We start from the raw sequence: 26,501 nt of genomic DNA on the forward strand, positions 1-26,501 counted from the left end.
GGACCTTTCGGCCCTTTCGGCCGAGGCCGAGGCGCTGCGCGGCGACGGCGCCACCGTGATCTTCGTCGCCGTCGACGGGCGCGTCGGTGGCCTCATCGCCATCGCCGACCCGGTCAAGGCGACGACGCCCGCCGCCTTGGCGGCCCTCAGGGCAGCCGGGGTCCGCGTCGTCATGCTCACCGGCGACAATAGGACGACGGCGCTGGCGGTGGCGCGCCGCCTCGGCATCGACGAGGTGGAGGCGGAGGTCCTGCCGGAGAACAAGGCGCAGGTGGTTGCCCGGCTGCGCCAGGAAGGCCGCATCGTCGCCATGGCAGGCGACGGCGTGAACGACGCGCCCGCGCTCGCCGCGGCGGATGTCGGCGTCGCCATGGGAACGGGCACCGACGTCGCCATCGAGAGCGCCGGCGTGACCCTGCTGAAAGGCGATCTTCAGGGCATCGCCCGCGCCCGGCAGCTGAGTCACGCCACCATGAGCAACATCCGCCAGAACCTGTTCTTTGCCTTCATCTACAATGCGGCGGGCATACCGGTGGCGGCGGGCGTGCTCTATCCCCTGTTCGGGCTTCTGCTGTCGCCCATCATCGCCGCCGCGGCCATGGCGCTGTCATCGGTCAGCGTCATCGCCAATGCCCTGCGCCTGCGGCGCACGCCGCTCGGCTGAGGCGTCCTCGTTCTTGGAATGCAGAGGCGGGTCCGGCTCCAGGGAGGGAATCATGATGAATTTCGACGGTATGATGGGCTCCGGCATGTGGGGAATGTGGCTGTTCAGCCTCCTGATCCTGGTGCTGGTCGTCCTCGGGATCGCGGCGCTCATCAAGTATCTCGGACGATGAGAGTGCGTCCCGAGGACGGAGGGGGTGAGCAGGCCAAGCCGGCCCACCAAATGCCGGGACTAAACAGCCGCCAGAGCCGGTTCGACCGTCTTCGTCCGCCATAGCTCATGGCCTTGTGGCGGGAGGCATTCGCCTTCAGCTTCGTCCCGTCCACCGCCACATGACCGAACTGCACCAGCCCGGCTGCCCGGCACAGATGCAACACCTGCACGAACAACTCCGACAGGGCGACGAGGTGGCGCTTGCGGAACGCCGCGATGGTGCGGACGTCGGGCCGGTTCAGGCCGGTCACCGCCATGACATGGACCCGCTCTTCGCAGGCGCGGGCGAGCTGACGCGAGGAGTAGAGGCCGCGGCACCCACGAGATGCTGTCTGATGCCCAGTGGCGATCCTGTAACAGCCTCCAATCGAATGGAATTTAGGAACATTGAGGTGAGGCAGGATTCCACATGTGATCCGGTTGTTCGGGACTTGTGATGAAATGTCTTCCGGGAGGTGATCGGTCCGATACGCTGCGGGTCGCGGAAATCGCCCCCCGCTGGTTGTAGGGGAGGGCGTAGGCGAATGCTGAGCAATTTGGCCGGATCGCGAACGCTTTGAATGGGGTCGGCCGGCGTCCGATCGAGGAGCACCTGATGACAGAGCAGAGGGAGAGTGCCGGGGCTGATCGTCCGGCGTCACGGCACGTCGATTTCCTGCTCGTGGGCGGCGGGCTCGCGAGCGCGGTCGCGGCGCAGACCTTGCGCGCCGAGGGCGCGACGGGGTCGATCGTGATCCTCTCGGCCGAGGATGTGCCGCCCTATCACCATCCGCCGCTCTCCAAGCACCTTTTGACCGGAACCGAAGGCGAGGCGCGGATCTTCGTCCACCCGGAAAGCTTCTATGGCGAGCACAGAATCGAGCTTGCCCTCGGCGCACGGGTGGTCGGCGTGGATACGGCAAAGCAGACCGTCACCACGGCGCGCGGGGAGGAGATCGGCTATGGCCAGCTCCTCATCGCCACCGGCGCGGCGCCCAAGCCGCTCACGGTTCCCGGCGCGTCGCTCCCCGGCGTCTTCAGCCTGCGCCGCAAGACCGATGCGGATGCCATCCGGGCCGCCATCACGCAGGCAAAGCACGCGGTCGTGCTCGGCGGCAGCTTCCTCGGCATGGAGATCGCCATGTCGCTCCTGGACGCCGGCCTCAAGGTGACGATCATCGAGCAGGGGCCGGTGCTGCTGCGGCATCTCGAAGCCCCCGATCTCTCCAGCTACTTCGAACGCTATGCCGAAGGCCGCGGCGCCACCGTGATCCTGAACGACACCGCCGCCGTGCTGCGCGGCCGGGAGCGCGTTCAGGAGGTGGAGACGGCCGCCGGCCGTCACGTGGCGTGCGACCTCGTGGTGGTCAGCATCGGCGTCGCTCCGGCCACGGAATTTCTCGCCGGCAGCGCCATCGCCCTCGAGGGCGGCTACGTGGTGGTGGACGCTTTGCTGCGCACGAGCGCCCCGAACGTCTTCGCCGCCGGCGACGTCACCACCTTCTATGATCCCGTGTTCGCCCGCCGCCGGCACATCGAGCATTGGGACAACGCCGTGAAGCAGGGGCGGCTCGCCGCGCGCAACATGATGGGCCGCCGGCTGCGCTACGACGAGGTCTCCTATTTCTTCTGCGAAGTGGGCGACATCGGCTTCAACGTGCTCGGCGCGACGGAAGAGGCGGATGCCCGGGTCGCTCGCGGCGCCCTCGACCAGGGATCCTTCGCGCTGTTCTACCTGAAGGGCGACGTGCCGCGCGCCTTGTTCTCGGTGGGGCGTCCCGCCGACGAGACGCGCGTGGCCGAGGGCCTGATCCGCTATCGGGTTGGCCTGGGCGATGTGAAGGAGCGCCTGCATGAGGATGCGTTCGTCCTCGACCGCATCCCGACGCAGACGGCGCTGATCCTCCAGGGCGGCGGTGCCCTGGGCGCGTTCGAATGCGGCGTCGTGAAGGCCCTGGAGGAAGAGGGGATCTTCCCGGACATCGTCGCGGGCGTCTCCATCGGTGCCCTGAACGGCGCCGTCATCGCCGGCAATCCCCGCCACGCCGCGCAGGCCCTCGAAGCGTTCTGGGCGGACCTTGCCGTGACGACGCCCAACGTCCCCTTCCCCGAACTCAGGCGTGCGGCAGCGGCGACGAGAATCCTGACGCTGGGCGTGCCCAACTTCTTCACCCCGCGCTGGGGCCTGCCGCCCTACGGCCCTGCGGACTGGGCGGCGAACTGGACCAGCTGCTACGACACGACGCCCATGAAAGCGCTGCTCGCCAAATATGTCGACTTCGCCGCGCTCAAGGACAGTCCCGTGCGCCTTCTCGTCAGCGCCGTGAACGTGATGACGGCGACCCTCGACGTGTTCGACAGCTACGTGGACGACCTGACCCCGGACCATGTGCTGGCGAGCGGCAGCCTGCCGCCGGGCTTTCCCTGGACCATGGTCGACGGCAAGGCCTATTGGGACGGCGGCATCATCAGCAACTCGCCGCTCGACCTCGTCATCGACCGCTGCGGCCCCGACGGGAAAAGGGTGTTCGTCGTCGATCTGTTCTCGGGTGAGAGGGCGCTGCCGACCAATATGCTGGAGGTCCTCGCCCGGCGCGACGAGATCGTCTATGCGGAGCGGGTGCACAGCGACCTGCGCCATCGCGAAACCGTCGAAGCCTATCGCCGGCTCATCGACCATATCCTCGCTCGGCTCGAGCCAGAGGAGAGTGGACGGATCAAGCGCATTCCGGCCTACATCCAGCTCATGGGGGACGGCGCGGCGACGACCATCACGCGGTTCGTGCGCGCAGGCCAGGCGGGAGAACACTCGTCCCGCGACTACGATTTTTCCGACCTGGCCATCAAGGCCAATCAGGCCGAGGGCTATGCGGTGGCGAGGAAGACCCTCGGCCGGGCTTCCCCGCAGGGATAGGGGCGAAAGCCCCCGCCCCTCACCGCAGGAAGGCCCGGAAGCGCTGGAGCGAGAAGAGGAACAGGACCGTGCCGATGCCGGCGAGGGCCAGCAATTGGGGCCACACCACGTCGAGCCCGGCGCCACGGAACAGGATGGCCTGAGCCAGCATGACGAAGTGCGTGTTGGGCGCTGCATACATGATGACCTGGATGATCTCCGGCATGCTCTCGCGCGGGGTGACGCCGCCGGAGAGCACCTGCAGGGGCAGCAGCACCATCATCAGCAGCAGGCCGAACTGCGGCATGGAGCCGGCGACCGTCGCCAGGAAGATGCCCAGCGACGTGGTGGCGAAGAGCTGGAGGGCGGTGCCTGCCAGGAACAAGGCAAGGGAGCCCTGGATGGGCACGGCGAGAAACCCCTGCACGACCACTGTCAAGGAAAAAGAGGTGGCCACAAGCACCACGAGCCCCATGGACCAGATCTTGCTCACCATGATCTCGGTCGGCGTCACCGGCATCACCAGGAGATGCTCGATGGTGCCGTGCTCGCGCTCGCGGATGAGGGCGGCGCCGGTGAGAATGATGGACAGCATGGTGATGTGGGAAATAACGTTGGTGATGGCGCCGAACCAGCTCTTGTTCAATTCGGCGTTGAAGCGAGAGCGCAGCACGAGGTCCACGGGCACGTCAGAGGCGCGGCGATAGCGGTTGAGGAACTCGCTCACCTCGCTGGAGACGATGGATTGGACATATCCGCCACCGGTGAAGGCCTGGGTCATGCGGGTGGCGTCGATGTTGAGCTGGATGGTGGGGGCGCGGCCGGCCAGGAGATCGCGCTGGAAGTCGGGCGGGATGTCGAGGGCGAAGGTGTCGAGGCCCGCATCCATGCGGGCGTCCATCTCCTGCGGCGTGATCAGCTGCGGCGGGGTGAAGTAGGGAGGATAGAAAGCGGTGGAGATGCGCACCGACACCGGGGACTGATCCTCGTCGACGATGGCGATGGCGGCCCGGTTCAGCGTCTCCGGCATCGCCCTCGACGCCGTATAGATGGAGACCGTGAAGGCATAGACGATCAGGAACATGAGCACGGGATCGCGGACGAGGCCGCGCAGCTCCTTGATGCCGAGCTGGAGGACGTTGGCGGCGCGCATGGCTCACGTCGCCTGTTTCTTGAGGAGGACGGCCCCGAGGCACAGCAGCACGGGCACGGTGATGAGGAGCGGCACGAACGCGCTCCACAGGTCGGCGAAATCGAGGGCCTTCGAGAAGGTGCCGCGGGCGATGACCATGAAATAGGTGGTGGGGTAGATGCGCCCGATGAACGCCCCGGCGCCCTGGAGGGAGGAGACCGGGTCGGTCATCCCCGAGAACTGCACCGCCGGGATGAGGGTGATGAGGGAGGTGCCGAAGATGGCGGCGATCTGGCTGCTCATGAAGGTGGAGATCACGAGCCCCATCCCGGTGGCGATGATGACGTAGAGTAGCGCACCGAAGGTGAAAGTGAGGAAGCTGCCGGTGAAGGGCACACGGAAGATGAAGACGGCGACCGCCGTCAGCATCAGGAAGTTCAGCATGGCGAGGGCTACGTAGGGCAGCTGCTTGCCGACGAGGAATTCGAGCCGGGTCACTGGCGTCACGTAGAAGTTGATGATCGATCCCAATTCCTTCTCGCGCACCACGCTGAGCACCGCCAGCATCGCGGGGATCATCATCAGGAGCAGCGGGATCACTGCCGGAGCCATGGCGACCAGGCTCTCGACGCCTGGATTGTATCGGTAGCGGATCTGCAGCTGGAAATCGCCGACGGTGGCGGACTTGCCGTAGAGCTCGCGCGCCTTCTGGGTGAGCCAGCTCGCATGGATGCCCTGCACGTAGCCCTGCACGGTCTCCGCCCGGACCGGCATGGCGCCGTCGATCCAGGCGGCGACCTGCACCTTGCGCCCATGCGCGGCGTCACGCGCAAAGCCGGGGGGGATCTCGATGGCGAGGCTGAGCTCGCCGCTGCGCATGCGCCGGTCGAGGTCGGCGTAGTCGGTGATGGGCGCCTTCTGCGTGAAATAGCGCGAGCCGGCGATCTGAAGCACGTAGTCGCGGCTCACCGTAGTGTCGTCGCGGTCGAGCACGGCGAAGGAAAGGTTTTCCACGTCCAGGTTGATGCCGTAGCCCACCACGAGCATCAGGAGCACGCTCCCCAGGATGGCGAGGGCGGCGCGGATCGGGTCCCGCCGCAGCTCCAGCGCCTCGCGGCGGGTATAGGCGAACATGCGGCGCAGGCTGAATTTGGTGCCGCCGTCAGTGGCCACCTTGCCGGCCCATTCCTCCACGAGGTCGCTCGTCGCCGACACGGGCTGATGCTCCGGCGGCGCGGCGGGCGCCGCCTTGGTGCCGATGGCGTCTTCCAGATAGGTGATGAAGGCTTCTTCCAGATCCTTGGCGCCGCGCGTCTCGATGATCGCCGCCGGACGGTCGCTGACCAGCACCTTGCCCGCGTGCATGAGCGAGATGCGGTCGCACAGCTCCGCCTCGTTCATGAAGTGGGTGGAGACGAAGATGGTCACGTTGTCCTTGCGGGAGAGGTCCGAAAGGATCTGCCAGAAGCCGTCGCGGGCGATGGGATCGACGCCCGAGGTGGGCTCGTCGAGGATCAGCGTGTCGGGCGCGTGGATCATGGCCACCGCCAGCGACAGGCGCTGGCGGATGCCAAGCGGCAGGGCGTCCGGCAGCGCGTCGGTGACGTCGGCAAGATCGAAGCGCCGCACCATCTCGGCGATCCGCGCCGGGATCGCCTTCGGGGCCAAGCCGAACAGGCGGGCGTGCAGGTCGAGATTCTGCCGGACCGTCAGCTCCGTGTAGAGCGAGAAGGCCTGGGACATGTAGCCGACCCGCCGGCGCACCGCCAAGTCGTCCGGGTCCACCTCTTGCCCGAACAGGCGGGCCTTGCCTTCGGTCGCCGGCAGAAGGCCCGTGAGCATCTTCATGGTGGTGGTCTTGCCGCAGCCATTGGAGCCGAGGAAGCCGAAGATCTCGCCGCGGGCGATGCGGAAGCTCACGTCGTCCACCGCGGTGAAGTCGCCGAAGCGCATGGTGAGATGCTCGGCCTCGATGGCGATCTCCCCGTCCGCGCCCTCCGGGCGAGGCGGAATGACCACTTCCCGGTGCCCCGCGCGCTCTTCTTCAGGAAGCAGGGCGATGAAGGCCGCATCGAGGTTGGCGGCTCCGGTCTTCGCCAGGAGATCCGCGGGCGCGCCGGTGGCGAGCACCTTGCCGGCGTCCATGGCCACCAGCCAGTCGAAGCGGGCGGCTTCCTCCATGTAGGCGGTGGCGACGATCACGCTCATGCCCGGCCGGCCGGCGCGGATGGTCTCGATCAGCTCCCAGAACTGGCGCCGCGACAGGGGGTCGACACCTGTGGTGGGCTCGTCGAGGATGAGCAGGTCCGGATCGTGGATCAGGGCGCAGCACAGGCCGAGTTTCTGCTTCATGCCTCCGGACAGTTTGCCCGCCGGGCGGTCGGCAAAGGGGGCAAGGCCGGTGCTCTCCAGCAACTCGCCGATCCGGCGCTCCCGCTCGGCCCGGCCCTGCCCGAACAGGCGGCCGAAGAAGTCCACGTTCTCGAACACCGACAAAGTGGGGTAGAGGTTCTTGCCGAGGCCTTGGGGCATGTAGGCGATCTGCGGGCAGGTGGTGCGCCGGTGCCGGGCGTCAGCCATGTCCCCGCCCAGCACCGTGATGCGTCCCTGCTGGATGACCCGCGCCCCGGCGATCAGCGACAGCAGGCTCGACTTGCCGACCCCGTCCGGCCCGATGAGCCCGACCATGCGGCCGGCAGGGATATCGAGGCTCACCCCGTCCAGCGCCCGGGTCTTGCCGTAGGAGAGGGAGACCGCCTGCACGGACACCACGGGCCGGACGGATGCGGGAGGCGGAGGCGTGCCGCTTTCCTCCGAGGGGCTCATTGCAGGAGGCCCTGCTGGAGACGGGCCGGCCACTCCACGTTCGGATCAAGCCGCACATAGGCCATGCCGGGCAGGCCGGTCTTGACCTGCTGGATGTATTTCGTCAGCAGCTCCGGCGGGATCTGCGCCTTGATCCGGAACATGAGCTTGAGGCGCTCCTCCTCCGTCTCCACCGTCTTGGGCGTGAACTGGGCAACGTCCGCCACGAAGGTGACCTTGGCCGGAATGACGTATTGCGGCGCCGCATCGAGCACGAGCCGGACCTCCGCGCCAAGGGCGACCCGCCCGGCCTGGACGGTGGGGAGGAAGAAGGTCATGTGCACGTCGCCGAGATCCACGAGATTGAGCACCCGCCCGCCCGCGGACAAGACCTCACCGGGCTGGGCGACACGATACTGGACGCGTCCAGCGCGGGGGGACCTCAGCACGCCGTCATTGATGTCGGCGGTGATGCTGTCGATGGCCGCGCGCGCCGCGTCCACTGCCGCTTCGGCGTCGACAATGAGCGCCTTCGCGGTGCTGATCCCGGCCTCGCTGGCGGCGAGCTGGGCCTCGGCGGCGGCCACGGCGGCCTTGGCGCCCTCGGCGCTCGCCCGGTCGTCGTCGAACACCTGCTGGGACACAGCATTGGTCTTCACGAGCTGGCTCGATCGCGCGAGCTTGCGGTCCGCAGCGTCGAGCTCGGCGTTGCGCTGGGCGATGGTGGCGATCGCGGCGCGGCGTTCGGCCTCGCGCTGGGTGACGAGGCTCTTGGCGGTGTCGATGCCGATCAAGGCCCGCTGGAGCTGAGCCTGTGCCTGTCGGCGCTGAGCTTCGAGCTGCTCCGTGTCCATGCGGGCAAGCATCTGGCCGGCCTCGACGAAGTCGCCTTCATCCACAAGGATGTCCCTGATGCGGCCTGGGATCTTGGTGGAGACGTCGATTTCGGTCGCCTCGATGCGTCCGTTGCCGCTGGCGATGCCGTCAGGCAGACTCTTGTTGAAAAACGTCTGCCACCCCCAATACCCTCCGCCGGCCATGATCACGGCGAGGGTTGCGAAAATCAGAAGCTTCCGGGTCGAGGTCATGGGGTCGGGGGCTCTCGTTGAAATTCGGAGCTCATAAACGGCGTGGGGTCCAACGGCCTCCGCCGTACTCCGCCTTCCTGTTGAAAGGACGCGAAACCGGACATCGCGCTGTCCCCTGGACAGGAAAATGAGTACGCGTCCCGAAGGGCGGAACAGAAACGTCTTCGCGCGACCATGGAAACCACGTCGCGCGAAGAAAGCACGTCAGCTCAAGCGTCTAATTGAGAAGCCTGCGGAACACCCTGGCCCATTGCCGTCGCGATCTGCTGTCCGCTCTCGACGCAGCACGCGACGGATTTCTGCACCAACTCGCTCTGGGCGGCGAGCGCCTCCCCCGGGTCTTTGCATTCCGCCAGTCTCCCGACGTAGTCCGCCTGGATCTGCAGCTGGCGCGCCGCGCCAGCGAGCATCTGCTTGTACAACGCTCCGTAGAGCTTGAACGGCCCCTCGGAGACCGACTTGGTCCAGTCGAACTGGCCCGGCGCCGCATTCGTGAATTGATTCAGCCACGATTGCATCCCGGTCGTGGTGGTCTCGCTCGTCATTGCAGCTCTCCTCGCCATCAAAGGGCGCGCCTATCGCAAAAACAAACTGGATCGATATCGCCGGCGGCGCCTTGAGCTTGATCAACCAAGGTTGACCGGGGCCGATCCTAGGCATAGGAGCGACAGCCAGCAACCATTTTTCCATGAGGGGGTGATGCTCATCGGATCGGCAACAAAACCCGCAATGGCGACGCGGGACCGCATCCTGGCGGCTGCGATCCTGCGGTTCTCCATGCATTCCTATGAAGAGACCGGCTTGCGCGACATCGCGGCCGACGTCGGGGTCGACGTCGCCTACGTCCACCGCTGCTTCGGTTCCAAGGAACGCTTGTTCACCGAGGCCGTCAGGGCGACGATCCAGGCCGACCGGATTCTCGCGGATGCCGCCGCCGATCCCGCCCGCGTGCTCGCCAGCCAGATCTTTTCACGCGACGGCGCGCGGTCACCCGACGAGGTCGGGCCGCTCGACATCGTCATCCGCTCCTTGTCGAGCCCGAAGGCGGCGACCGTTCTGCGCGCGTTCATCGTGGAAGAATTCATCGCGCCTCTGAGCGGACGGCTGGGCCAGCCGGGAATGCAAGAGGCATCGATGATCGCCGCCTTCCTCGTGGGCATCGGCATTATGCGCACGGTCCTGCAGGTGGCGCCGCTGCGGGAGCCTCAGGGCGGAGAACTGGAGCGTCGTATGACCGAGGCGATCACCTGCATGATGGGCGAGGCGGGAAGGCACACCTGACGACTGGGCTCTACGGACCTTTTGATTGCAACCCAACACGGGGGAGAGCGGATGGAGCCGGGAGGGAACACAAGACCTGAGAGCCGCCGTTTCGTCTCTGCGACGAAGCGGCTGGCCCTGCTTTTGGCGCTGACCCTGATCGCGGGCTGCGCACCGCGCCCGGGTCCGGAGGTGCTCACCCCCACGTTCGCTTCCGTCCCCAGTGCAAGGGTCGTGACGGTCTATGTCGCCACCACACGGGCCCGCGGCGCGCCCGAGAGCAACAACTTCACCACGGGGCGCGCGGCGGCTCTCAACTTCGCCGCGTTTAGGATTTCCGTGCCCCCCGGACATCGGCCCGGCGAGATCGAATGGCCGCAGGGACCTGCCAATCCCGCGACGAGTTTCGCCACCGTCGAGCAGATCACGCTCGACCGCACCACGTTCGAGCGCCGGGTCGCGGCCGCGGGGCTCGCAACTGGAGGACGGAAGGTGGGGGTCTATGTCCACGGCTACAACAGAAGTTTCCAGGAATCCCTCTTCCGGCTGGCGCAGATGACGGCGGACGCCGACATCTCCGGTGTGCCCATCCTCTTCGCATGGCCATCGGAGGCGAAGGTAACAGGATATGTAGCCGACAAGGAGGCCGTCACCTATTCCCGCGACGGGCTCGCGGACCTCCTGACCCTGCTGGCGCGGGATCGGGCGACCGGGCGCATCACGGTGCTGGCCCATTCCATGGGCGGCTGGCTCACCATGGAGGCGCTGCGCCAGCTGCGGCTTGCCGGAAAAGGCGCCGTCATCGGCCGGCTCGATGTGGTGCTCGCCGCTCCGGACATCGACGTGGACGTGTTCCGTGCGCAGCTGGCGGTAATCGGGCCACTTTCGCCGCCCATGGTCGTGCTGGTCTCGCGGGACGACGTGGCGCTGTCGGTGTCGAGCCAGATCGGCGGGGAGCGCCTGCGGGTCGGGGCGCTTGATGTGGACGACCCGCGGGTCCAAGAGGCCGCGGTGAGGGCGAACGTTGAGATCGTCGACATCTCCAGCCTGACGACTTCGGACCCGCTCAAGCACGACCGCTATGCCAGCCTCGCCGCGCTCTATCCGCGGCTCGCGGCGACCCGCGGAGACGGCGCGGGCGGTGATCTGCGCCGTGCCGGCGCCTTCGTGTTCAACACGGTGGGCACGACCCTGTCGAGCCCGTTCACTCTGGCGGGCGGGGCGCTCGCCGACTGAAGAGGGGCCCGCCCAACCGCGCCTCGTTGTGGCACGTTGTTCTCAGAGGGAAACGATCGGATGCCCGACCGCCACATCCTTGGAGTACCGCTATCCGACGAAGCTCCATCCGCCGGGCGGGTGATCGTCACTTATGGCCGCAGCCTGATGGCGTTGGCCATCGCCCGCTCTCTGCACGAGCATGGGGTCGATGTGATCGGCTGCGATGATGTGAACATGACCGTCCTCTCCTTTTCGCGCCATGTGATGGACAATTTCACTCACACCGCTTTCGAGAAGGATGAAGAACAGGCGTTGGCCGATTTCGAAGAGGCTGTGCGCAGATACGCACCAGAGGACGACCGCCCCTATGTGCTGATGCCGGCTTTTCGCGATGCGCGCCTGTTTGCCAAATACCGGGAGCGCTTCGAGCCCGCGATCCGCGTCGCGGCGCCGGACATCGCCTCCATCGAGATGATCTCGCCCAAGGATCACTTCGCCCGCTTCCTGGAAGCATCCGGCCTGCCGGGGCCCGCCACCCGCATCCTTGAGCCGGGAACGTTCCGAAACGGTCTGCCCGCGGACCTTGCCGCAGATCTCCCGCTCATCGCCAAGCCGACCGATGGCGTGGGCGGGCGCGGCGTGAAAATGATCAGGGATCGGACCGCGCTGGACACCTATCTGAAGGCCGCAAACCCTGAAAGCCCGGTCCTGCTCCAGGAACTGGTGGAGGGCGACGACTATTGCGTCTCCGTCATCGCCGATCATGGAGAATTGGCGGGGATCGTCGTTTATCGCAACCTCGCCCAATTCCCCCGCGAGGCGGGCGCCGGCGCCATTCGCGAGACCGTGGACGACACGCCCTTCAAGGACGCGGCCCGCGCCCTGCTCAAGGCGACAGGATGGAACGGCGTGGGAGAGATCGACTTTCGCTGGAACGGCGACCCATCGATGCCGCCGAAGATGATCGAGATGAACCCCCGCTACTGGGCCGGGCTCTACCATTCCATGTCCTCGGGCGTGGATTTCCCCTGGCTGGCCTTCCAACTGGCGGCGGGCCGCGCGCTACCGGCGGCCGATCCGCACGCCGTATTGCAAGGCCACCGCACCCGCACCCCGGGGGCATGGATCCTCTCCGCGGCCCAGGATCTGGCCGCCTCCGACCCCGATCTGGAGCGCGCCGCGGAAGCCTGGGCGCAAAGCCGCAGGGACGCCTCACGCAAGGAAATCCTGTCGGCGGCGAACCGGTTATTGGAATCGGCGAGCGCCGCCGCGAAAGGCGCGCGCGTCTTCAAGGAGTTCCGCAAGCGCCTGGAAGAGCAGAAGGACCTGCCCTCCGAACTTGATTTCGACGACGATCCCGCCGTGGGCCTGGGCATATTGTTCGTGGTGTCCAGCCTGCTCGAGCATCGCGAGCTGCCACCGGAGTTCAGGTACGCCGCACCTCAGGCGACCGACAAGGCTCGCTCCGGCCGCACGGGCAGGCCCGCCACCTCCCGTCGCTACGATGCCGGCGGACGTCCCATCATCGGCGTGACCAAGCCGGACGAAGGCGATTGGATGGCCTACCACGCCATGCGTTTCGCGATCTGGTTGGCAGGGGGCAAAGCCACGGCCATTACATCGAAGGCCCCGCGCGACCCCCATTCGGTGGATGGCCTGCTTTTCGGGGGCGGTTCGGATGTTTTCCCCAACCGCTATGGCGGCGCTCCGAAGACGGGCCACCGGTACGACCTCGCCCGCGACGACATGGAGGCGTCCTGGGCGCAGGCGGCGCTGGAGCACGACATTCCAGTCCTGGGCGTCTGCCGGGGCATGCAGATGCTGAACGTGCTGGAGGGCGGCACCCTCTACCCGGACCTCAGCCACCATGAAGAGAATTATCCCACCAGCTTTCTGCGCCGCATCTTTTACCGCAAGACCGTATTTCTGACGCCCGATGGCTGGCTGGCGCGGTTATCAGGTCGTGAGCAGCTGGCGGTCAACTCCATCCATACCCAGGCGGTAAAGGATCTGGGCGCAGGCTTCAAGGTGACCGGTGCGGAGGCCAACGGCCTCATCCAGGCCATCGAGCATGAAACCCGCTCCTTCTGCGTAGGTGTACAGTTCCATCCGGAATTCCTGTTGCACCGTGCCTTCGCGCGTCGGACCTTCAAATCCCTCGTCGCGGCCGCGCGGGCCCGCCGCCTTGGATTTGCCAAGGGGACGGCGGGCAATAAGTCGCAATTGGCAGCGGAATGAGGCGAGGCTCCTCCCCGCCGAGGCGGCTTCATGGCGAGGAGCATTTCCTATTTTTGCACTTGCTGATCAGGGCGCGCCAGGGTGAGACCATCTGGAGGAGATCCATTCACCCACCTCAGCCGGGCATTTTCCTCGGTTGGATCAGACCGCGACGGAGCCGTCGTCTGCGGAACGGTGCTCTGCGCCTGCAACGGATCCCTTCATAAAAGGTTCGTTCGATCGTACTATATTTACAAAAGGCGATAGTCGATGAGCTTGCACACATCCGGTCAGTCGGCGAATGGTCATGAATCACGCAGTTTGAAGACGAGAAGGCAGCTGATCGAAGCTGCAATCGATGTCTTTGGCCGCATAGGGTTCGAGGGAACCACCACGTGCATGCTGGCCAAATGGCGGACGTCACATTGTCCGCCATTCCTTATCATTTCGGGGGCAAGCGCGAGCTCTACATGGAAGCGGCCCGAGAGATCGCCGATTACGCTCACATGCGGGTAGGTGCTCTTTGCGCCATCCTGGACGATCCCGCCATGACGATCCCGCCATCGCCTCGCCCGAAGAGCGGCTTGAGAAGGCCCTGACCGGTTACCTGCGCGTCCTGCTCGACGATGCCGAGCCCTGCACCTGGGCCTCTTTCTTCGCCCGTTGCGCCTATGACAATGACGAAGCCTTCCAGCTCATCCACGATCAGGCCATTGCCCCCTTTCAGGAAAAACTCGTCGCAGCGGTGCGGATGATCGCGCCCGCATCCATCAATGATGAATCCGTCCGGCTCCGCGTGACCGCCATCGTCACTGGGATAGCCGGATTCCGGCTGCTGCGCGGCATCCTCCTGCGCGGCATGGATTGGACGGAGTTCAAGTCGGCGCACATGGCGAAGGTCGATGCCCTCATCCATGGCCTGACCCGCAGTGACCTGTTGACCGGCACGCCATAGTCCGCAGCGCCACGCCAAATTCCCGCCGGGAAGACGTCCCAACGCGTAAACTTGAGGAGTCTGTTCATGACAGAGCAATCGTCCGCCCACGAAACCATCGCCTGGGCCAAGCAACGGCTCGACGAAGTCGACGCCATGGTCGCTCAGACCGAGAAAGCCGCCGGCGAGCTTCAGCAGGCAGCCCGCGGCAACGCCGATCTGGCGCTCTCCCGCCTGCGCGACTCCCAAGCCAAGCTGAAGGAGCAGGTTGCGCTTCTGCAAGCCCAGGCGGACGAAACGAAGGGCGCGGTCTTGATGGCGCAGAAGGCCGTGGAAGAGGAATGGGTGGAAGTGGAATCCGCCTTCCAGGCTTTCCTGGCGTCCGCCAGCGAGCAATCCGATGTGGTCCGCAAGGCCATCTCCGCGCGGGTCGAAGCCCAGCGCAAGTCCTTCGAGCGCGCGCTGAACGGTCTGAAGGCGCAGGCCGAAACCGCCGTCGAGAAGGCAAGCATCGAATTCGATACCGCCATGACACGACTCAGCGAAGAAGCAGAGAAGGCCAAGGTGAAGCTCGGCCAGGCACCAAGCGCGGGCGAGGAGACCTGGGAGGCGATCAAGGCTGGCATCGCCGAGACGAAGGCGGTTCACGAAAAGACCGTCAAAAAGATCACCGATGCACTGGCGAAGCTGTTCTGATCCGAACGCCCGGCGGCGCGCGGCTTTCGGCGCCCCGTTCCATTTGACGCAAATGTCGACAATATCAGGGAGAAATACGATGCCCTTTCGCGCCTGGAAGATGGGTGCCGCGCTGTTCGGCTGGATCGCTATCCTGCCGGCGGCCACCGCCCACGCAGAAGACCCCGCGACGACCCCTGCTCCGGCGGCCGCGCCGGCACAGGGCGCGGCTCCTGAGGTGAAACCGGCACCCGCTCCGGCGGCCGCCCCCTCCTCCACGACTGTGCCGGCCGATCCGTCCCTGACCCGACAGGCCATCGCCTGGTCGCAGGAGCGGCTTGCCGAACTGGATGCCAGCGTCTTGGTCGTGGAAGAAAATGCGGCTGAGCTCAAGGGCGCCGTGAAGGCGAAGGCCGATGCGGCCGTCAAACAGCTGCAGGAGACGCGCGACGCCTATCGGGCCAAGGCCGAGGCGATGCTCGACAACAGTCGAACGTGGACGGCGGCACAGATCACCGACGCCCGCAAGTCCCTCGACGACAGCTGGAAGACCTTCCAGAAGGAAGTCGATACCTATCTGGATGAGGTCCACGCCGATTTCGACACGCGCAAGGCGGTGCTTCTCGCTCAGGTCGAAGCCCGCCAGAAGGCCTTGGAAAGCACCATCTCCAAGCTCAAGGCCGATGCCGCCAAGCTCGCCCAGGACCAGCGCGCGGCCGTCGACAAGCAGATCGCGGCACTGGAGAAGAAGGTTGAGGAGCTCAAGGCGCGGGCGGCCAGCCTGAAGAAGGCCAGTGCGAGTTCCTGGGACAAGGCGAAGCAGGCCTACGAGGATGTGCGCACGCGCGTCGTCGAGACCTATCAATCCATCCGCGACTCCCTTTCCGACGCCATGAAGTGAGCGCTGAATAGATGCATGCCTCCTCGCGCCGCCCCATGATCGGCGCGAGGAGCTTCGCATATGTCAGCGTCGTGCCGCAGCAGCGTGATGTTGACGGTCGATGAGCCTATGCCCTGGAGCGCCCGGAGCGGGGCAACTTTGCTGAAAGCCTCTTGGGCTCCGACTCCGGACCGCCCATCCCCAGACCATCCATGAGAAGGTCGAACTGGGCATCGATGAACATCTTCACGTCGATCTGATACCGGTTGTCGAACAGAAGCCACCAGACGTTCAGGAGCAGCGCCGGGCTGAAGATGAGCTCGGGGTATCGGAGCGCCGGCGTGGCGCGAAACTCCCCTGCTTTGATGCCGGCAGCGATCATCTCGCGCATCCTCGCCGCGATCCGGATTGCCTTCTTCAAGTCGCTGTTCGTGAAGGTCAATCTCGGACCCGGCAGCGCCGTCAACCTGATGCGCACCGACGGCACCGTGATCTACCGCGCGCCGTCTACCGACGGCGCCGGCAAGTTGGGCAATCAGGTACCGGATTCGGCGGTGCTGAAGCGCATGCTGGCCACGCCCGATCAGCCGTTCGTCGGCCGCTCCCCGACCGACGGGGTCGAGAGCTATTATGTGCATGAGCGCCACTTCCCGCTCATCTTGTCCGTCGGCTTCTCCGCGTCTGGCGTCTATTCGGAATGGAACGCCCAGGCGCTGGCCTTGTCGGTGCTCACGCTGGCCGTCTGTGTCCTCCTGGGGTTCGTGGTCTTCGTTCTCAAGCGCGCGCTGATCCGCAGCTACGAGATGGAAGAGCAGCTCGAGCACATGGCCGTCACCGACGTGCTCACCCAGATGCCCAACCGGCGTGCCCTCAACATGGCGCTCGACACCGAGATGCGGCGGGCGGCCCAGGAGAAGACGCAACTGTCCATCCTGATCATCGACATCGACTACTTCAAGCGGGTCAATGACGGCTACGGGCCCCAAGTATCCCCTCATTTACGTGATCCCGAAGGCTCCGGTGAATGTCGCGTTTTGGCGGATGAGTTGTGCGTATCGCTCGACGAGCGGACGCAGGCGCTCCTCCGGCATGCTGGGAATGAGGTCGTAGAGCAGGCAGCCTTGTCGGAATAGGGAGTGGACACGGCGTTTGGCGGTGCTGGTTCGCAGTTGACGATCCATGCCGAGGCTTTCGCCGGCGGCGCCCAGGATCGTCAGCAGCAGGATGGCGAAGGCATTGAGGAGCAGGAGGCGGTCGCGGCGCCTTGGATCGTCGATCCTGAGCGCGCCCAGTCCCATGCCGAAGCGCATGTCCTTGCTGTCGCGGAAGCTGGGTTCGATGGTCCACCTCTTGGAATAGAGCTTGATGATCTGCGGCGCGGACAGCGAGGCGTCGCTGGTGGCCAGATGCCAAGCCTCCTTCATGCCCACAGCCTTCACGCACACGACCGCGCCGACCTTCTGGCGGGCGGCCGAAACTTTGGCGTCGCGCAATTTCCGCGCCCGCCCGTGCTTGCCGACCCAATCCGGCGGCCAGCCGCGTTTCGCCGTCGGCCGCGCTGACGTGAATGTTGCCTGATTGTCGGCGTCGAAGTCGGTCCAGTCCGTCGCCACGACGATCTCGCGCCGAGCGCCCACCACCTCGCCGACCCACGAACCGAACAAGTCCCACGGGACCACGCCCGGGTTGCTCAGGAGCCGGTCGACCTGCTTGATCGCCGACTTCGACACCAATCCACGAGCGTGGGCGAGCGCATGGCCGATCAACGAAACCGCCAGAGCCGCTCCCGTCATCACCCCAAGCGTTCCGTTGGCCAACGACAGGATGCGCTTGGCGTGCAAGTCGTCGGCAAACACCCGGATAACGAGTTCTTGAACAAAATCAAATCGTCTCTTCGCCCCGCCATCGTTCCCCTCAAGCCGGCTGATGTCCTGTCAGCACGGCCTCGGAATCTCAAAATCAGGCGTTTTCGAGTCCGGGAAAATGAGGGGATTCATGAGCCACCACATGGGCCCCGGCCGGGCGGGATGCGTTGTCATCGTCGCCCGGTGCCATGAGAGTCCTGCCCGTCGAGAGGAAGAAGGTCCGCCGTCACAGGGGCGGGCGGCGGTCCTTCAGCACCGCGATGGTGAGCGCCTGCCCGAAGACGGTGAGGGCGGGACCCGCCACCCGGCCGCGCGCCAGCTGGACGAGCCCGCCCAGGAGGAGTGCGAGGAAGGCCGCGTTCTGAAGGTCGATCTTGCCGTTGCTGAACAGCGCCATAAGAAAATCCGCCTTGGCGATGCGGTCCCCGGTCTCTGTGATCGGGTCCTGCTGGGGCGGGCGCGGCGGCGGGGCGGCCACCTTCAGGCCCGTCCCCTCCACCGCCTTGGACAGGGTCGCCCACGGCTCGGAATGGGTGAGGATGATGCTGCCCGTGTCCGGGCGGATCTCCACCTTCTCGATGCCCGCGCCCGCCAGACGGTCGGCGAGGCTCACGAGGCGCTCGTGGGGGACGGTGCCGCTCAAGGAAAGGCGCGTGCGCCCGCCCGTCTGGTGGACGATGCGCGCATAGACATGGAGCGGGGCCGCGTCAGCCACGGATGATGGCTCCGCCGTCCTCGGCCGCCTCCGCTACGGTGTCGGCAGCCTTGGCGGCGGTCTCCCTGATCTCGTGGGTGGCCTCGGCCACCAGGTCCTCCACCTCCTCGCTGGCGCGGGCGAGGGCGACGCGCGCGGCGCCGTAGCCGGCCACGCCGGCTTTGATGGCGTCCTTTGCCGCCGGGCGCGCCAGACGCCACAAGGTGGGTCCGATCACCGCCACGCCCACGCCCACGGCAATGCCGATGAGCAATCCGCTCCGCACGACCTTTTCCGCTTCCATCCCTCGCGATCCTCGATTTGCCGTTCGCCACCTCGACGGTGCCTGCCCCATGTTACGGCGTGATGGCCGCCTTGAGAACGCCGCCCCTCAATTCCGCGCCGGCGCGGGATGGGGCAAAGGGCTGAAACGCACGATGCGCCGGCCTTCGCACACGGCAAACGCGCCGCCCGCCAGCGCCGTCGACAGAGCAAGATCGCCCCAGGTGGCGGGCGCCACCCCCAGAAGCCGGCGCAGGCCGGGCGTGAGGAAGGGCAGGACCAGCAGGCCCATGGCCCCCGCGAGCGTGCTCTCCAGCCGCCGCTCGGAGACGAGCAGCGCCTCGCCCGCGTCCGGCGAGCGGTCGCGCAGCACCCAGGCATTGGCGATCTGGGCCAGCGCCAGGGTGGTGAAGGTCACCGTGCGGGTGCGCGGGCCTGCGCCCGACTGCGCCAGGGAGATGAAATGCCCGGCCAGCGCTGCGGCCGAAATGGCACCCCCGTCCGCCAGAATGCTCGCCAATTCGGTGCGGTCGAACAAGGGCGCGCGGTGGTCCATGGGCGGGCGCGCCATGACATCGCCGCGCGGCTCGGCCAGCGCCAGGCCCAAAGCGGGCAGGATGTCGGTGACGAGGTTGAGCCAGAACAATTCCATGGGCGTTTCGCCCTCGCCGCGCCCGTGCAGGGTCTCCACCAGCATCACCAGGATCTCGGAGAGGTTGGTGGAGAAGAAGAAGCGGATGGAGTTGCGCACATTGTCCTGGGTGGAGCGCCCGCGGGCGATGGCTTTTGCAAGCTCGCGCAGATCGTCCTCGGCGAGCACCAGGGCGGCCACCTCCCGCGCCACCGAGGTCGCCTTCTCACCCACCGCGACGCCCACCGAGGCGGCGCGCAGGGCCGGCCCGTCATTGACGCCGTCGCCCAGCATGGCGACGCGCCGGCCCTTGGCCTGGAGCGCCTCGACGATGCGCAGCTTGTCGGCCGGGCTCACCCGCGCGAACACCGAGGTGCCCAGCGCCAATTCGCCGAGGGCGTCGGCGTCGAGATGGGCGATCTCCGGCCCCGACGACATGCGCAGGACGCCGGTGCGCGACAAGGCCAATTCGTGCGCCACCGCAAGGGCGGTGCCCTGCTGGTCGCCGGTCATCATGATGGTGCGGATGCCGGCCTTGTGGAACAGGTCGATGGCCTCCGCCGCCTCCCGCTTGATGGGGTCGGCGAGGCCTGCGAGGCCGAGAAAGGTCAGATCGTGGGGCGACGTCTCGCCGAGGCTGCCGCGCCCCGCGGCGGCGGCGAGCACGCGCAGGCCCTCGCCCGCGAAGCGATCGTTCTCGGCCAGAAGCGCGGCGCGGCGCTCATCGGTCAAAGGCCGATCCGCGCCCGCAACGCGCTCGGCGATGCACCGGGCGATGACGTCCTCCGGCGAGCCTTTGACGAACAGGCGCGCGCCGTCCCCGCCGCCGTCATGCTCGCTCACCATGAAGCGGTGGCGATGGTCGCGGTTGCGCAGCGCGTGCAAGGGCAGGGTCGCGCGCAGGCCGCTCACGTCGCAGCCCGAGGCGGCGGCGAAGTCCAGAAGCGCCAATTCGGTGGCAGAGCCCGAGCGCGGGTCGAGTTCCGCCTCGCTGCACAGGGCCACCGCCTCCGACACCGCACGGACATCCCCTTCGGCGTCGATCTCCACCGGATCGCCGGGAGTGACGTCGCGCCGGGTGTCGCCAGCCAGCACCCGCACCACCGCCATGTCGTTCCTGGTGAGGGTGCCGGTCTTGTCGAGGCAGATGGTATCGACGGCGCCGATGGCCTCGATGGCGGGCAAGGAGCGCACGAACGCCCGGTCCTTCTCCATCGCCTTGGCGCCCAGGGCGAGCGTGGTGGTGGCCACCGCCGGCAGGCCCTCGGGAATGGCGGCCACGGCCAGCGCGATGGCGCTGCGCACCGCCGCGATGAAGGGCTCGCCGCGCGCCAGGCTCACCGAGAGCAGGACGCCCGAGGCGCCGAGGCAGCCGATGGCGAGCTTGCTCGACAAGGCCGCGAGCTTCTCCTCGGTGACCGGGCGTGGCGGGCGGGTGTCGCCGATGAGCGTGCGGGTGCGCGCCGCCTCGCTCTGTGTTCCCGTGCGCACCACGACGGCGAGGCCGTCGCCGCCCGTGACCACCGTCCCCGCATGGACGAGATTGTGCCGCTCCGCCACAGCCTTGGGCAAGGCGGGAAGGGGGCTCGCCGTCTTCTCCACGGGCAGGCTCTCGCCGGTGAGCGCCGATTCGTCCACCGACAGGAGGTTGGACGTGATGAGGCGCGCATCCGCCGGCACCACGGTTCCGGGGGACAGCAGCACCACGTCGCCCACCACCACCTCGCGGGACGCCAAGGTGACGGGCGTGCCAGCCCGCAGCGCCGCGACCGGATGCTCGACCGGACGGGACAGCCGGCGGATGAGGTTCTCGGTGGAATTCTCCGTGGCGAACCCGATGCCGGCATTCACCGCGATGACCGTAAGGGTGACCACCGCATCGAACACGCCGCCGGTGGCGAAGGAAAGGGCCGCCGAGCCCGCGAGCAGCCCCACCGGCAGGTTGGTGACCTGCTCCAGCAGCATTTCGCGGCGGGAGCGGCCCGCGGGCTGGGGCATCACATTAGCGCCGAGCCGGGCGCGGATCTGCTCCGCCGCGTCCTCGGTGAGCCCGTCCGGCGAGGTGCCGAAGCGGGCCAGGACCTGCGGGGCCTCCAGCAGGAAGACCTGATCGAGGTCCGGATCGCTCATGGCCTGGGCATTGGGCGCGCCGCAGGTCTGGCCCGCGCGGGCGACGATGCGCGCCTTCGCGGGCAGGGCCGAGCGGGGGGCGGGCACGGCATCCGGCGCCGGGGCCGGATCGAGCTCCGCGGGAAGCGGCCGCCCCTCCAGGAGCGCCGTGAGGGCGCGCGTCAGCGCGTCGGCGCCGATGGCCGGCGGATGGCGCAGGAGAATGCCGCCGGTCAAAGGCTCGGCGCGGGCGAGGATGATGCCCGCCTCCGCGAGCGCGCCCGAGATGCCGTCCCAGCGGACCGGCCACGGCCCCAGGATGCCGAGGCGCGTGCGGCCTGGCACATGGTGGCGGACGAGGCAGCGGATCGGCTGGTGCATCGGGGCGTCAGGCTTTTGTACCATGGGGCCTTTTTCGCGCCTAGTCGTGACACCACATTGACTGCGCGCGGTCACAGGCCGTGGGCAGATCAGGACGATGGGGAGAAGGTGCACGGCGCCCGTGCGATGGCATGGCTAGAAAATAAAATGCGCTTGCACGCATATGCGCATGAAGCTAAAAGGGATCGCATGCAGTCTGCCCTCACCCTCCTGTCGGCCCTGGCCGAACCCACCCGCCTCGCGGCGGTCCGCCTGCTGTGGGACGGGCGCGAGCATTGCGTCTGCGAGCTCGTGCGCGTCCTCGGCGTCACCCAGTCCCGCATGTCGCGCCATATGGCGGTGCTCAGGCAGGCCGGCGTGGTGGTGGATCGGCGGGATGCCCAATGGGTGCGCTACCGTCGCAATCCCGAATTGTCGGCCGAGCAGGCCGCTATCGTCGATGCTGTCCTCACCAGCCTGGACGCGTCATCGAACAGGAGAGCCGCATGAGCGCCGACCTGTCATTGACCGGGCGCAAGCCGCCCGAAGGTGCATCGCCTCTGACTTGGGCGGCGGTGACGGTCGCAGCGATCGCCCTGTGGTTCGTGGTCTATGCCCAGCTCGCGCCGTTCTCCCAATGGCTGGTGGCCCGCCTGCCGGTGGAGCCCGGCAGCCATCTTGCCGAGGCGGTCGCGTTCTTCATCTACGACACGCCCAAGGTGCTGATGCTGCTGACGCTGGTGGTGTTCGCCATGGGCGTGGTGCGCAGCTTCTTCTCCGCCGAGCGCACCCGCGCGCTGCTCGCCGGAAAGCGCGAGGGGCTCGGCAATATCGCGGCGGCCGGCCTCGGCATCGTCACGCCCTTCTGCTCCTGCTCGGCGGTGCCGCTGTTCGTCGGCTTCGTCTCCGCCGGCGTCCCCCTCGGCGTCACCTTCTCCTTTCTCATCGCCGCGCCCATGGTGAACGAGGTGGCGCTGGGCCTGCTGTTTGCGCTCGTGGGCTGGAAGGTGGCGCTCACCTATCTGGCCTTCGGCCTTGCGGTGGCCATCGTCGCCGGCTGGGTCATCGGCCGCCTGCATCTGGAAGGCTGGCTGGAAGACTGGGTGCGCAATGTGCGCGCCAGTCCGGTCGAGCTGCCGCCAAACGGCATGACGCTGGTGGATCGCATCAGGGCCGGCCTCGACGCGGTGCGCGACATCGTCGGCAAGGTCTGGATGTGGATCATCGCCGGCATCGCCGCGGGCGCCTTCATCCACGGCTACGTGCCGGCAGACCTTCTCGCCTCCATCATGGGGCGGGATGCGTGGTGGTCGGTTCCCGCCGCGGTCCTGCTGGGCATTCCCATGTATTCCAATGCCGCAGGCATCATCCCGGTGGTGGAGGCGCTGCTGGCCAAGGGGGCGGCGCTGGGCACCGTGCTCGCCTTCATGATGGCGGTGATCGCCTTGTCGCTGCCGGAAATGATCATCCTGCGCAAAGTGCTGAGCCTGAAGCTGATCGCCGTGTTCGTGGGCGTGGTCGGTACCGGCATCCTCGCCGTGGGTTTCCTGTTCAACGCGCTGTTTTCTTGAAACAAGAAAGGCGAAGGCCAAGAAAGGCAAAAACCATGAAAGACGTGAAGGTGCTCGGCCCCGGCTGCTCCCGCTGCGAGGCAACGGCGCAGATGGTGCGGGACGAGGCGGCCAAGCTCGGGCTCGACGTGACGGTGGAGAAGGTCACCGACTATGCGGTGATCGCCGGCTACGGCATCGCCTCGACCCCCGGCATCGTCATCGACGGCAAGGTTGTGCACGCGGGTGGTCTGCCGAAGCCGGACGATGTCGCCCGCTGGCTCGCGGCGTGAGCGCCGCATGCTGGAATACAAGGTTCGCGCGGCGCGCATCGACGCTCACGGCAGCCTCGCCCGCACGAAAGAGGCCGAGATCACCCTCGACACTGACATTGGCGGGCGCGCCGATGCGTTCAACCCGGCGGAACTGTTTCTCGCCGCTATCGCGGCATGCATGATCAAGGGCATCGAGCGGGTGACCCCGATGCTGAATTTCGAGTTGCGCGGGGTGGATGTCACGCTCCATGCCGTTCGGCAGGACGCGCCGCCGAAGATCGTCTCGGTGGATTACGAATTGATCGTTGATACGGACGAGACGGAGCAGCGCCTGGCTTTGCTCCACACCAACGTCCGCAAGTACGGCACGATTTCGAACACTGTGGCGGAAGCGACCCGGTTGGACGGGACGATCCGAAGGAAGGCGTGAGGCGCATCAAGGCGCTGCGCGCGATCTGTCGTTATCCATGAAAGGCTAAGTCCATGACAAAACGAGACGCGGTCATCTGCGCGCCGGTGCGCACGGCGATCGGCACTTACAACGGCGCTTTGAAGGCGGTTCCCGCGACCGAGCTGGGTGCGACGGTCGTGCGCGAGACGCTCCGTCGCTCGGGCCTTGATGCAACCAAGCTATCGAGCCTGATCATGGGCAATGTGGTCCAGGCCGGCAACAAGATGAACCCCGCCCGCCAGGCGGCCGTCCATGGCGGTGTGCCGGTCGAGGTTCCCGCCATGACAGTGAACCGGGTCTGCGGCTCCGGCGCCCAGGCGGTTGCCTCGGTCGCCCAGGAGATCTGGCTGGGCTTCGCCGATGCGGCGATCGCCGGCGGCATGGAGAACATGGATGCCGCGCCCTACCTCATGAGCGGCGGGCGCTGGGGCTATCGCATGGGCGATGCGCAGATCTACGATTCCATGTTGCGCGATGGCCTGAACGACGCCTTCTCTGGCGAGCATTCCGGTTGGCACACTGAAGATCTCGTGACGAAGTATGGCGTCTCCCGCGAGGATCAGGACCGTTGGGCGGCACGCTCTCAACAGCGCTTTTCCCAGGCGCAGGCCGCCGGAAAATTCGATGCCGAGATCGTCGGCGTGGAGATCAAGGGCCGCAAGGGGCCGGAGATCTTCGCCCGCGACGAGCACAATCGGCCGGACACTACGATCGAATCCCTTGCCAAGCTGAAGCCGGCTTTCCGCAAGGACGGCACCATCACCGCCGGAAACGCGCCCGGGCTCAATACCGGTGCCGCGGCGATGATCCTCGCTGAACGCGATTTCGCCGCGGTGAACGGCCTTGAGCCGCTGGCGCGGCTCGTCGCATTCGGCGTCGGCGCGGTGGAGCCGGGCATGTTCGGCATCGGTCCGGTGCCGGCGGTACGCCAGGCGCTGGGGCGTGCGGGCTGGACGATAGCGGACGTTGAGCGGGTGGAAATCAACGAGGCCTTCGCGGCGATCGCCCTCGCAGTCACCCGCGAGCTCGGCCTTGCCGAAGAGATCGTCAATGTGGAAGGCGGGGCCATCGCCCATGGCCATCCCATCGGCGCGAGCGGGGCGATCCTGACCACGCGGCTCATCCATTCGATGCGGCGCGACGGATTGAGGCGTGGCATCGTTACCCTGTGCATCGGCGGCGGCCAGGGCATCGCGCTCGCCATCGAAACTCTGCCCTGACTGACGGGTGATGCGCGCGCGGGCCACCGGCTTTGGCCGCAATCCCGCGCGCGCCATTAAAAGCGGTCATCGTGCCGCCAGCCGGTTCCGCGGCACAAGAACTGGCCTCCCCGAAGGCGCGGCCCAAATCGTCGTTTCTCACGCCAACACTGACGTGCGTTGCGTTCCCAACCATCCGCGCTATTCTTCGATTTAAGAAGAATTACAAAGCAGGAGGCCCAAGCGGATGGGCGTCAGTTTGCGCATCGACCGCAGGGCGGTCCTTGCAGCCGCTGCTTCCATGGTCGGTACAATGCTCGTGCCCCCGGTGGCACGCGCATCGGCCGGCACCATCCGCTTCGGCCTGACACCCGTCTTTCTGACCTCCGATCTCGAACTGCTCGGCCGGCTTCAGATCTACCTGCGGCGGGCCACCGGATTCCCGGTCGAGCTCGTCAGCCGGCGGACCTACCAGGAGATCACCGCGCTGCTCGTATCGGGCCAGCTCGATGCCGCGTGGATCTGCGGCTATCCGTTTGTGGCCCATCGCGACGCGCTCCAGCTGGTCGCGGTTCCACTGTGGCGCGGGCAGCCGCTCTATCAGTCTTGCCTCATCGTCGACCGGGACCGTAACGCGCGTGACTTCCAGGATCTCAAGGGCGATATCCACGCCTTCTCGGATCCCGATTCCAATTCCGGCTTCCTCGTCACCCGCGCGCTTCTTGCGGAGCACGGCCTGAAGCCGCCGTCCTTCTTCGCCCGCACCTTCTTCACTTATGGCCATCGCAACGTGATCCGTGCCGTGGCCTCGGGCCTTGCCCAATCCGGCTCCGTGGACGGCTACGTCCTGGAGGTGATGCGGGAGATCGAGCCGGAACTGACGTCGCAGGTCGCCATCCTTCGCCGGTCCGAATGGCTCGGCTTCCCGCCCATCGCGGCCCCGCGCCATCCGGCCGACCCGCAGGCGCTCGCCGCGCTGACGGAGGCGTTTTCGCGCATGAACGGGGACGAGGACGGCCAGGCGGTGCTCGCCATGCTGCGGCTCGACGGGTTCGTACCGCAGGAGGCGAGCCTCTTCGACCCCATCGCCGCAAAGGCGGCGCTCGTTGCGGGCACCGGGTGACGCC

Annotated in this window: 23 protein-coding genes and 2 pseudogenes; 15 read left to right on the plus strand and 10 right to left on the minus strand. The window is 66.9% G+C overall.

Annotation, left to right across the window (positions count from 1 at the left end; translation table 11 throughout):
- Window positions 1–664, plus strand: a 664-nt coding sequence (locus tag V5F77_RS23325; RefSeq protein WP_429007712.1) for an HAD-IC family P-type ATPase, incomplete at its 5' end; no start/stop codon positions are given.
- A 237-nt stretch (window positions 665–901) separates the two neighbouring features.
- Here the strand turns inward: V5F77_RS23325 and V5F77_RS23330 are convergent.
- Window positions 902–1,191, minus strand: a pseudogene (locus V5F77_RS23330) (transposase); the annotation flags it as partial.
- A gap of 281 nt (window positions 1,192–1,472) precedes the next feature.
- On the opposite strand from V5F77_RS23330, the gene V5F77_RS23335 reads away from it, so the two are divergent.
- The gene (locus tag V5F77_RS23335; RefSeq protein WP_011993023.1) at window positions 1,473–3,770 is read left to right on the plus strand and encodes an FAD-dependent oxidoreductase; all 2,298 of its coding nucleotides are present in this window, start codon (window positions 1,473–1,475) and stop codon (window positions 3,768–3,770) included.
- Between the two features lie 19 nt (window positions 3,771–3,789).
- On the opposite strand, the gene V5F77_RS23340 is transcribed toward V5F77_RS23335, so the two are convergent.
- The 4 genes from V5F77_RS23340 to V5F77_RS23355 all read right to left on the minus strand — a co-directional run bounded on the left by V5F77_RS23340 (window position 3,790) and on the right by V5F77_RS23355 (window position 9,319).
- Window positions 3,790–4,902 (minus strand): ABC transporter permease, encoded by a 1,113-nt coding sequence (locus V5F77_RS23340; protein WP_011993024.1) that lies wholly within the window; start codon window positions 4,900–4,902, stop codon window positions 3,790–3,792.
- 3 nt (window positions 4,903–4,905) lie between these two features.
- The gene (rbbA, locus tag V5F77_RS23345; protein ID WP_429007713.1) at window positions 4,906–7,707 is read right to left on the minus strand and encodes a ribosome-associated ATPase/putative transporter RbbA; all 2,802 of its coding nucleotides are present in this window, start codon (window positions 7,705–7,707) and stop codon (window positions 4,906–4,908) included.
- Window positions 7,704–8,774 carry an HlyD family secretion protein gene (locus V5F77_RS23350; protein WP_011993026.1) on the minus strand — a complete coding sequence of 357 codons (1,071 nt, stop codon included), beginning with the start codon at window positions 8,772–8,774 and terminating at the stop codon, window positions 7,704–7,706. Before V5F77_RS23350 ends, rbbA begins: the two co-directional genes overlap by 4 nt.
- Window positions 8,775–8,983: 209 nt before the next feature.
- Window positions 8,984–9,319 (minus strand): phasin family protein, encoded by a 336-nt coding sequence (locus V5F77_RS23355; RefSeq protein WP_011993027.1) that lies wholly within the window; start codon window positions 9,317–9,319, stop codon window positions 8,984–8,986.
- Between the two features lie 154 nt (window positions 9,320–9,473).
- On the opposite strand from V5F77_RS23355, the gene V5F77_RS23360 reads away from it, so the two are divergent.
- The 6 genes from V5F77_RS23360 (at window position 9,474) to V5F77_RS23385 (ending at window position 15,979) form a co-directional block, all read left to right on the plus strand.
- Entirely contained in the window at window positions 9,474–10,055 is a 582-nt protein-coding gene (locus V5F77_RS23360; RefSeq protein ID WP_429007714.1) for a TetR/AcrR family transcriptional regulator, read from the plus strand.
- A gap of 51 nt (window positions 10,056–10,106) precedes the next feature.
- Window positions 10,107–11,270: an alpha/beta hydrolase gene (locus tag V5F77_RS23365; protein WP_429007715.1), complete on the plus strand. Its 1,164-nt coding sequence runs from the start codon at window positions 10,107–10,109 to the stop codon at window positions 11,268–11,270.
- 60 nt (window positions 11,271–11,330) lie between these two features.
- Window positions 11,331–13,490 carry a gamma-glutamyl-gamma-aminobutyrate hydrolase family protein gene (locus tag V5F77_RS23370; RefSeq protein WP_429007716.1) on the plus strand — a complete coding sequence of 720 codons (2,160 nt, stop codon included), beginning with the start codon at window positions 11,331–11,333 and terminating at the stop codon, window positions 13,488–13,490.
- Between the two features lie 502 nt (window positions 13,491–13,992).
- Window positions 13,993–14,424, plus strand: coding sequence for a CerR family C-terminal domain-containing protein (locus V5F77_RS23375; protein ID WP_041578050.1), 432 nt, complete (start codon window positions 13,993–13,995; stop codon window positions 14,422–14,424).
- Window positions 14,425–14,490: 66 nt separating this feature from the next.
- A complete protein-coding gene (locus V5F77_RS23380) occupies window positions 14,491–15,099 on the plus strand; it encodes a hypothetical protein (RefSeq protein WP_429007717.1) in 609 nt (202 codons plus the stop codon).
- Window positions 15,100–15,178: 79 nt separating this feature from the next.
- Window positions 15,179–15,979, plus strand: a complete 801-nt coding sequence (locus V5F77_RS23385; protein WP_011993032.1) for a hypothetical protein — start codon at window positions 15,179–15,181, stop codon at window positions 15,977–15,979.
- Window positions 15,980–16,085: 106 nt separating this feature from the next.
- Here V5F77_RS23385 and V5F77_RS23390 read toward each other — a convergent pair whose 3' ends face one another.
- Window positions 16,086–16,340 (minus strand): hypothetical protein, encoded by a 255-nt coding sequence (locus V5F77_RS23390; RefSeq protein ID WP_429007718.1) that lies wholly within the window; start codon window positions 16,338–16,340, stop codon window positions 16,086–16,088.
- Here V5F77_RS23390 and V5F77_RS23395 point away from each other — a divergent pair.
- Window positions 16,324–16,935: pseudogene (locus tag V5F77_RS23395) on the plus strand (sensor domain-containing diguanylate cyclase); the annotation flags it as partial. The gene V5F77_RS23390 and the pseudogene V5F77_RS23395 sit on opposite strands and share 17 nt — an antisense overlap.
- Before the next feature lie 21 nt (window positions 16,936–16,956).
- Here the strand turns inward: V5F77_RS23395 and V5F77_RS23400 are convergent.
- From V5F77_RS23400 to V5F77_RS23415, 4 genes are all read right to left on the minus strand, one after another.
- On the minus strand, window positions 16,957–17,886 hold the full coding sequence (locus V5F77_RS23400; protein ID WP_429007733.1) for a transposase: 930 nt from the start codon (window positions 17,884–17,886) through the stop codon (window positions 16,957–16,959).
- Window positions 17,887–18,049: 163 nt separating this feature from the next.
- Entirely contained in the window at window positions 18,050–18,538 is a 489-nt protein-coding gene (locus V5F77_RS23405) for a hypothetical protein (protein ID WP_429007719.1), read from the minus strand.
- Window positions 18,531–18,821: a hypothetical protein gene (locus V5F77_RS23410; protein WP_429007720.1), complete on the minus strand. Its 291-nt coding sequence runs from the start codon at window positions 18,819–18,821 to the stop codon at window positions 18,531–18,533. Before V5F77_RS23410 ends, V5F77_RS23405 begins: the two co-directional genes overlap by 8 nt.
- Before the next feature lie 87 nt (window positions 18,822–18,908).
- Entirely contained in the window at window positions 18,909–21,944 is a 3,036-nt protein-coding gene (locus V5F77_RS23415) for a cation-translocating P-type ATPase (protein WP_429007721.1), read from the minus strand.
- A gap of 165 nt (window positions 21,945–22,109) precedes the next feature.
- Here V5F77_RS23415 and V5F77_RS23420 point away from each other — a divergent pair, with 165 nt between their 5' ends.
- The 6 genes from V5F77_RS23420 to V5F77_RS23445 all read left to right on the plus strand — a co-directional run bounded on the left by V5F77_RS23420 (window position 22,110) and on the right by V5F77_RS23445 (window position 26,497).
- Complete coding sequence (locus V5F77_RS23420) at window positions 22,110–22,409, plus strand: ArsR/SmtB family transcription factor (protein WP_429007722.1); 300 nt, start codon at window positions 22,110–22,112, stop codon at window positions 22,407–22,409.
- Window positions 22,406–23,470 (plus strand): permease, encoded by a 1,065-nt coding sequence (locus V5F77_RS23425; RefSeq protein ID WP_429007723.1) that lies wholly within the window; start codon window positions 22,406–22,408, stop codon window positions 23,468–23,470. The genes V5F77_RS23420 and V5F77_RS23425 overlap by 4 nt, the downstream gene beginning before the upstream one ends.
- Before the next feature lie 35 nt (window positions 23,471–23,505).
- Window positions 23,506–23,742: a thioredoxin family protein gene (locus V5F77_RS23430; protein WP_237354747.1), complete on the plus strand. Its 237-nt coding sequence runs from the start codon at window positions 23,506–23,508 to the stop codon at window positions 23,740–23,742.
- Window positions 23,743–23,749: 7 nt separating this feature from the next.
- Complete coding sequence (locus V5F77_RS23435; RefSeq protein WP_429007734.1) at window positions 23,750–24,154, plus strand: OsmC family protein; 405 nt, start codon at window positions 23,750–23,752, stop codon at window positions 24,152–24,154.
- 53 nt (window positions 24,155–24,207) lie between these two features.
- On the plus strand, window positions 24,208–25,395 hold the full coding sequence (locus tag V5F77_RS23440; RefSeq protein ID WP_429007724.1) for a thiolase family protein: 1,188 nt from the start codon (window positions 24,208–24,210) through the stop codon (window positions 25,393–25,395).
- 226 nt (window positions 25,396–25,621) lie between these two features.
- A complete protein-coding gene (locus V5F77_RS23445) occupies window positions 25,622–26,497 on the plus strand; it encodes a substrate-binding domain-containing protein (protein WP_429007725.1) in 876 nt (291 codons plus the stop codon).
- Window positions 26,498–26,501: the final 4 nt, after the last annotated feature.

It is taken from the genome of Roseixanthobacter psychrophilus, from assembly GCF_043195195.1.
Taxonomy (GTDB): domain Bacteria; phylum Pseudomonadota; class Alphaproteobacteria; order Rhizobiales; family Xanthobacteraceae; genus NCEH01.

Excerpts from the sequence above, each read along its gene's own strand:
- V5F77_RS23335 (WP_011993023.1), top strand. The coding sequence starts at position 1,473 with ATGACAGAGCAGAGGGAGAGTGCCGGGGCTGATCGTCCGGCGTCACGG.
- V5F77_RS23355 (WP_011993027.1), bottom strand. The coding sequence starts at position 9,319 with ATGACGAGCGAGACCACCACGACCGGGATGCAATCGTGGCTGAATCAA.
- V5F77_RS23445 (WP_429007725.1), top strand. The coding sequence starts at position 25,622 with ATGGGCGTCAGTTTGCGCATCGACCGCAGGGCGGTCCTTGCAGCCGCT.
- V5F77_RS23350 (WP_011993026.1), bottom strand. The coding sequence starts at position 8,774 with ATGACCTCGACCCGGAAGCTTCTGATTTTCGCAACCCTCGCCGTGATC.
- V5F77_RS23410 (WP_429007720.1), bottom strand. The coding sequence starts at position 18,821 with ATGGAAGCGGAAAAGGTCGTGCGGAGCGGATTGCTCATCGGCATTGCC.
- V5F77_RS23440 (WP_429007724.1), top strand. The coding sequence starts at position 24,208 with ATGACAAAACGAGACGCGGTCATCTGCGCGCCGGTGCGCACGGCGATC.
- V5F77_RS23430 (WP_237354747.1), top strand. The coding sequence starts at position 23,506 with ATGAAAGACGTGAAGGTGCTCGGCCCCGGCTGCTCCCGCTGCGAGGCA.
- V5F77_RS23415 (WP_429007721.1), bottom strand. The coding sequence starts at position 21,944 with ATGGTACAAAAGCCTGACGCCCCGATGCACCAGCCGATCCGCTGCCTC.
- V5F77_RS23380 (WP_429007717.1), top strand. The coding sequence starts at position 14,491 with ATGACAGAGCAATCGTCCGCCCACGAAACCATCGCCTGGGCCAAGCAA.
- V5F77_RS23370 (WP_429007716.1), top strand. The coding sequence starts at position 11,331 with ATGCCCGACCGCCACATCCTTGGAGTACCGCTATCCGACGAAGCTCCA.
- V5F77_RS23365 (WP_429007715.1), top strand. The coding sequence starts at position 10,107 with ATGGAGCCGGGAGGGAACACAAGACCTGAGAGCCGCCGTTTCGTCTCT.
- V5F77_RS23340 (WP_011993024.1), bottom strand. The coding sequence starts at position 4,902 with ATGCGCGCCGCCAACGTCCTCCAGCTCGGCATCAAGGAGCTGCGCGGC.
- V5F77_RS23435 (WP_429007734.1), top strand. The coding sequence starts at position 23,750 with ATGCTGGAATACAAGGTTCGCGCGGCGCGCATCGACGCTCACGGCAGC.
- V5F77_RS23385 (WP_011993032.1), top strand. The coding sequence starts at position 15,179 with ATGCCCTTTCGCGCCTGGAAGATGGGTGCCGCGCTGTTCGGCTGGATC.
- rbbA (WP_429007713.1), bottom strand. The coding sequence starts at position 7,707 with ATGAGCCCCTCGGAGGAAAGCGGCACGCCTCCGCCTCCCGCATCCGTC.
- V5F77_RS23420 (WP_429007722.1), top strand. The coding sequence starts at position 22,110 with ATGCAGTCTGCCCTCACCCTCCTGTCGGCCCTGGCCGAACCCACCCGC.
- V5F77_RS23390 (WP_429007718.1), bottom strand. The coding sequence starts at position 16,340 with ATGATCGCTGCCGGCATCAAAGCAGGGGAGTTTCGCGCCACGCCGGCG.
- V5F77_RS23425 (WP_429007723.1), top strand. The coding sequence starts at position 22,406 with ATGAGCGCCGACCTGTCATTGACCGGGCGCAAGCCGCCCGAAGGTGCA.
- V5F77_RS23360 (WP_429007714.1), top strand. The coding sequence starts at position 9,474 with ATGCTCATCGGATCGGCAACAAAACCCGCAATGGCGACGCGGGACCGC.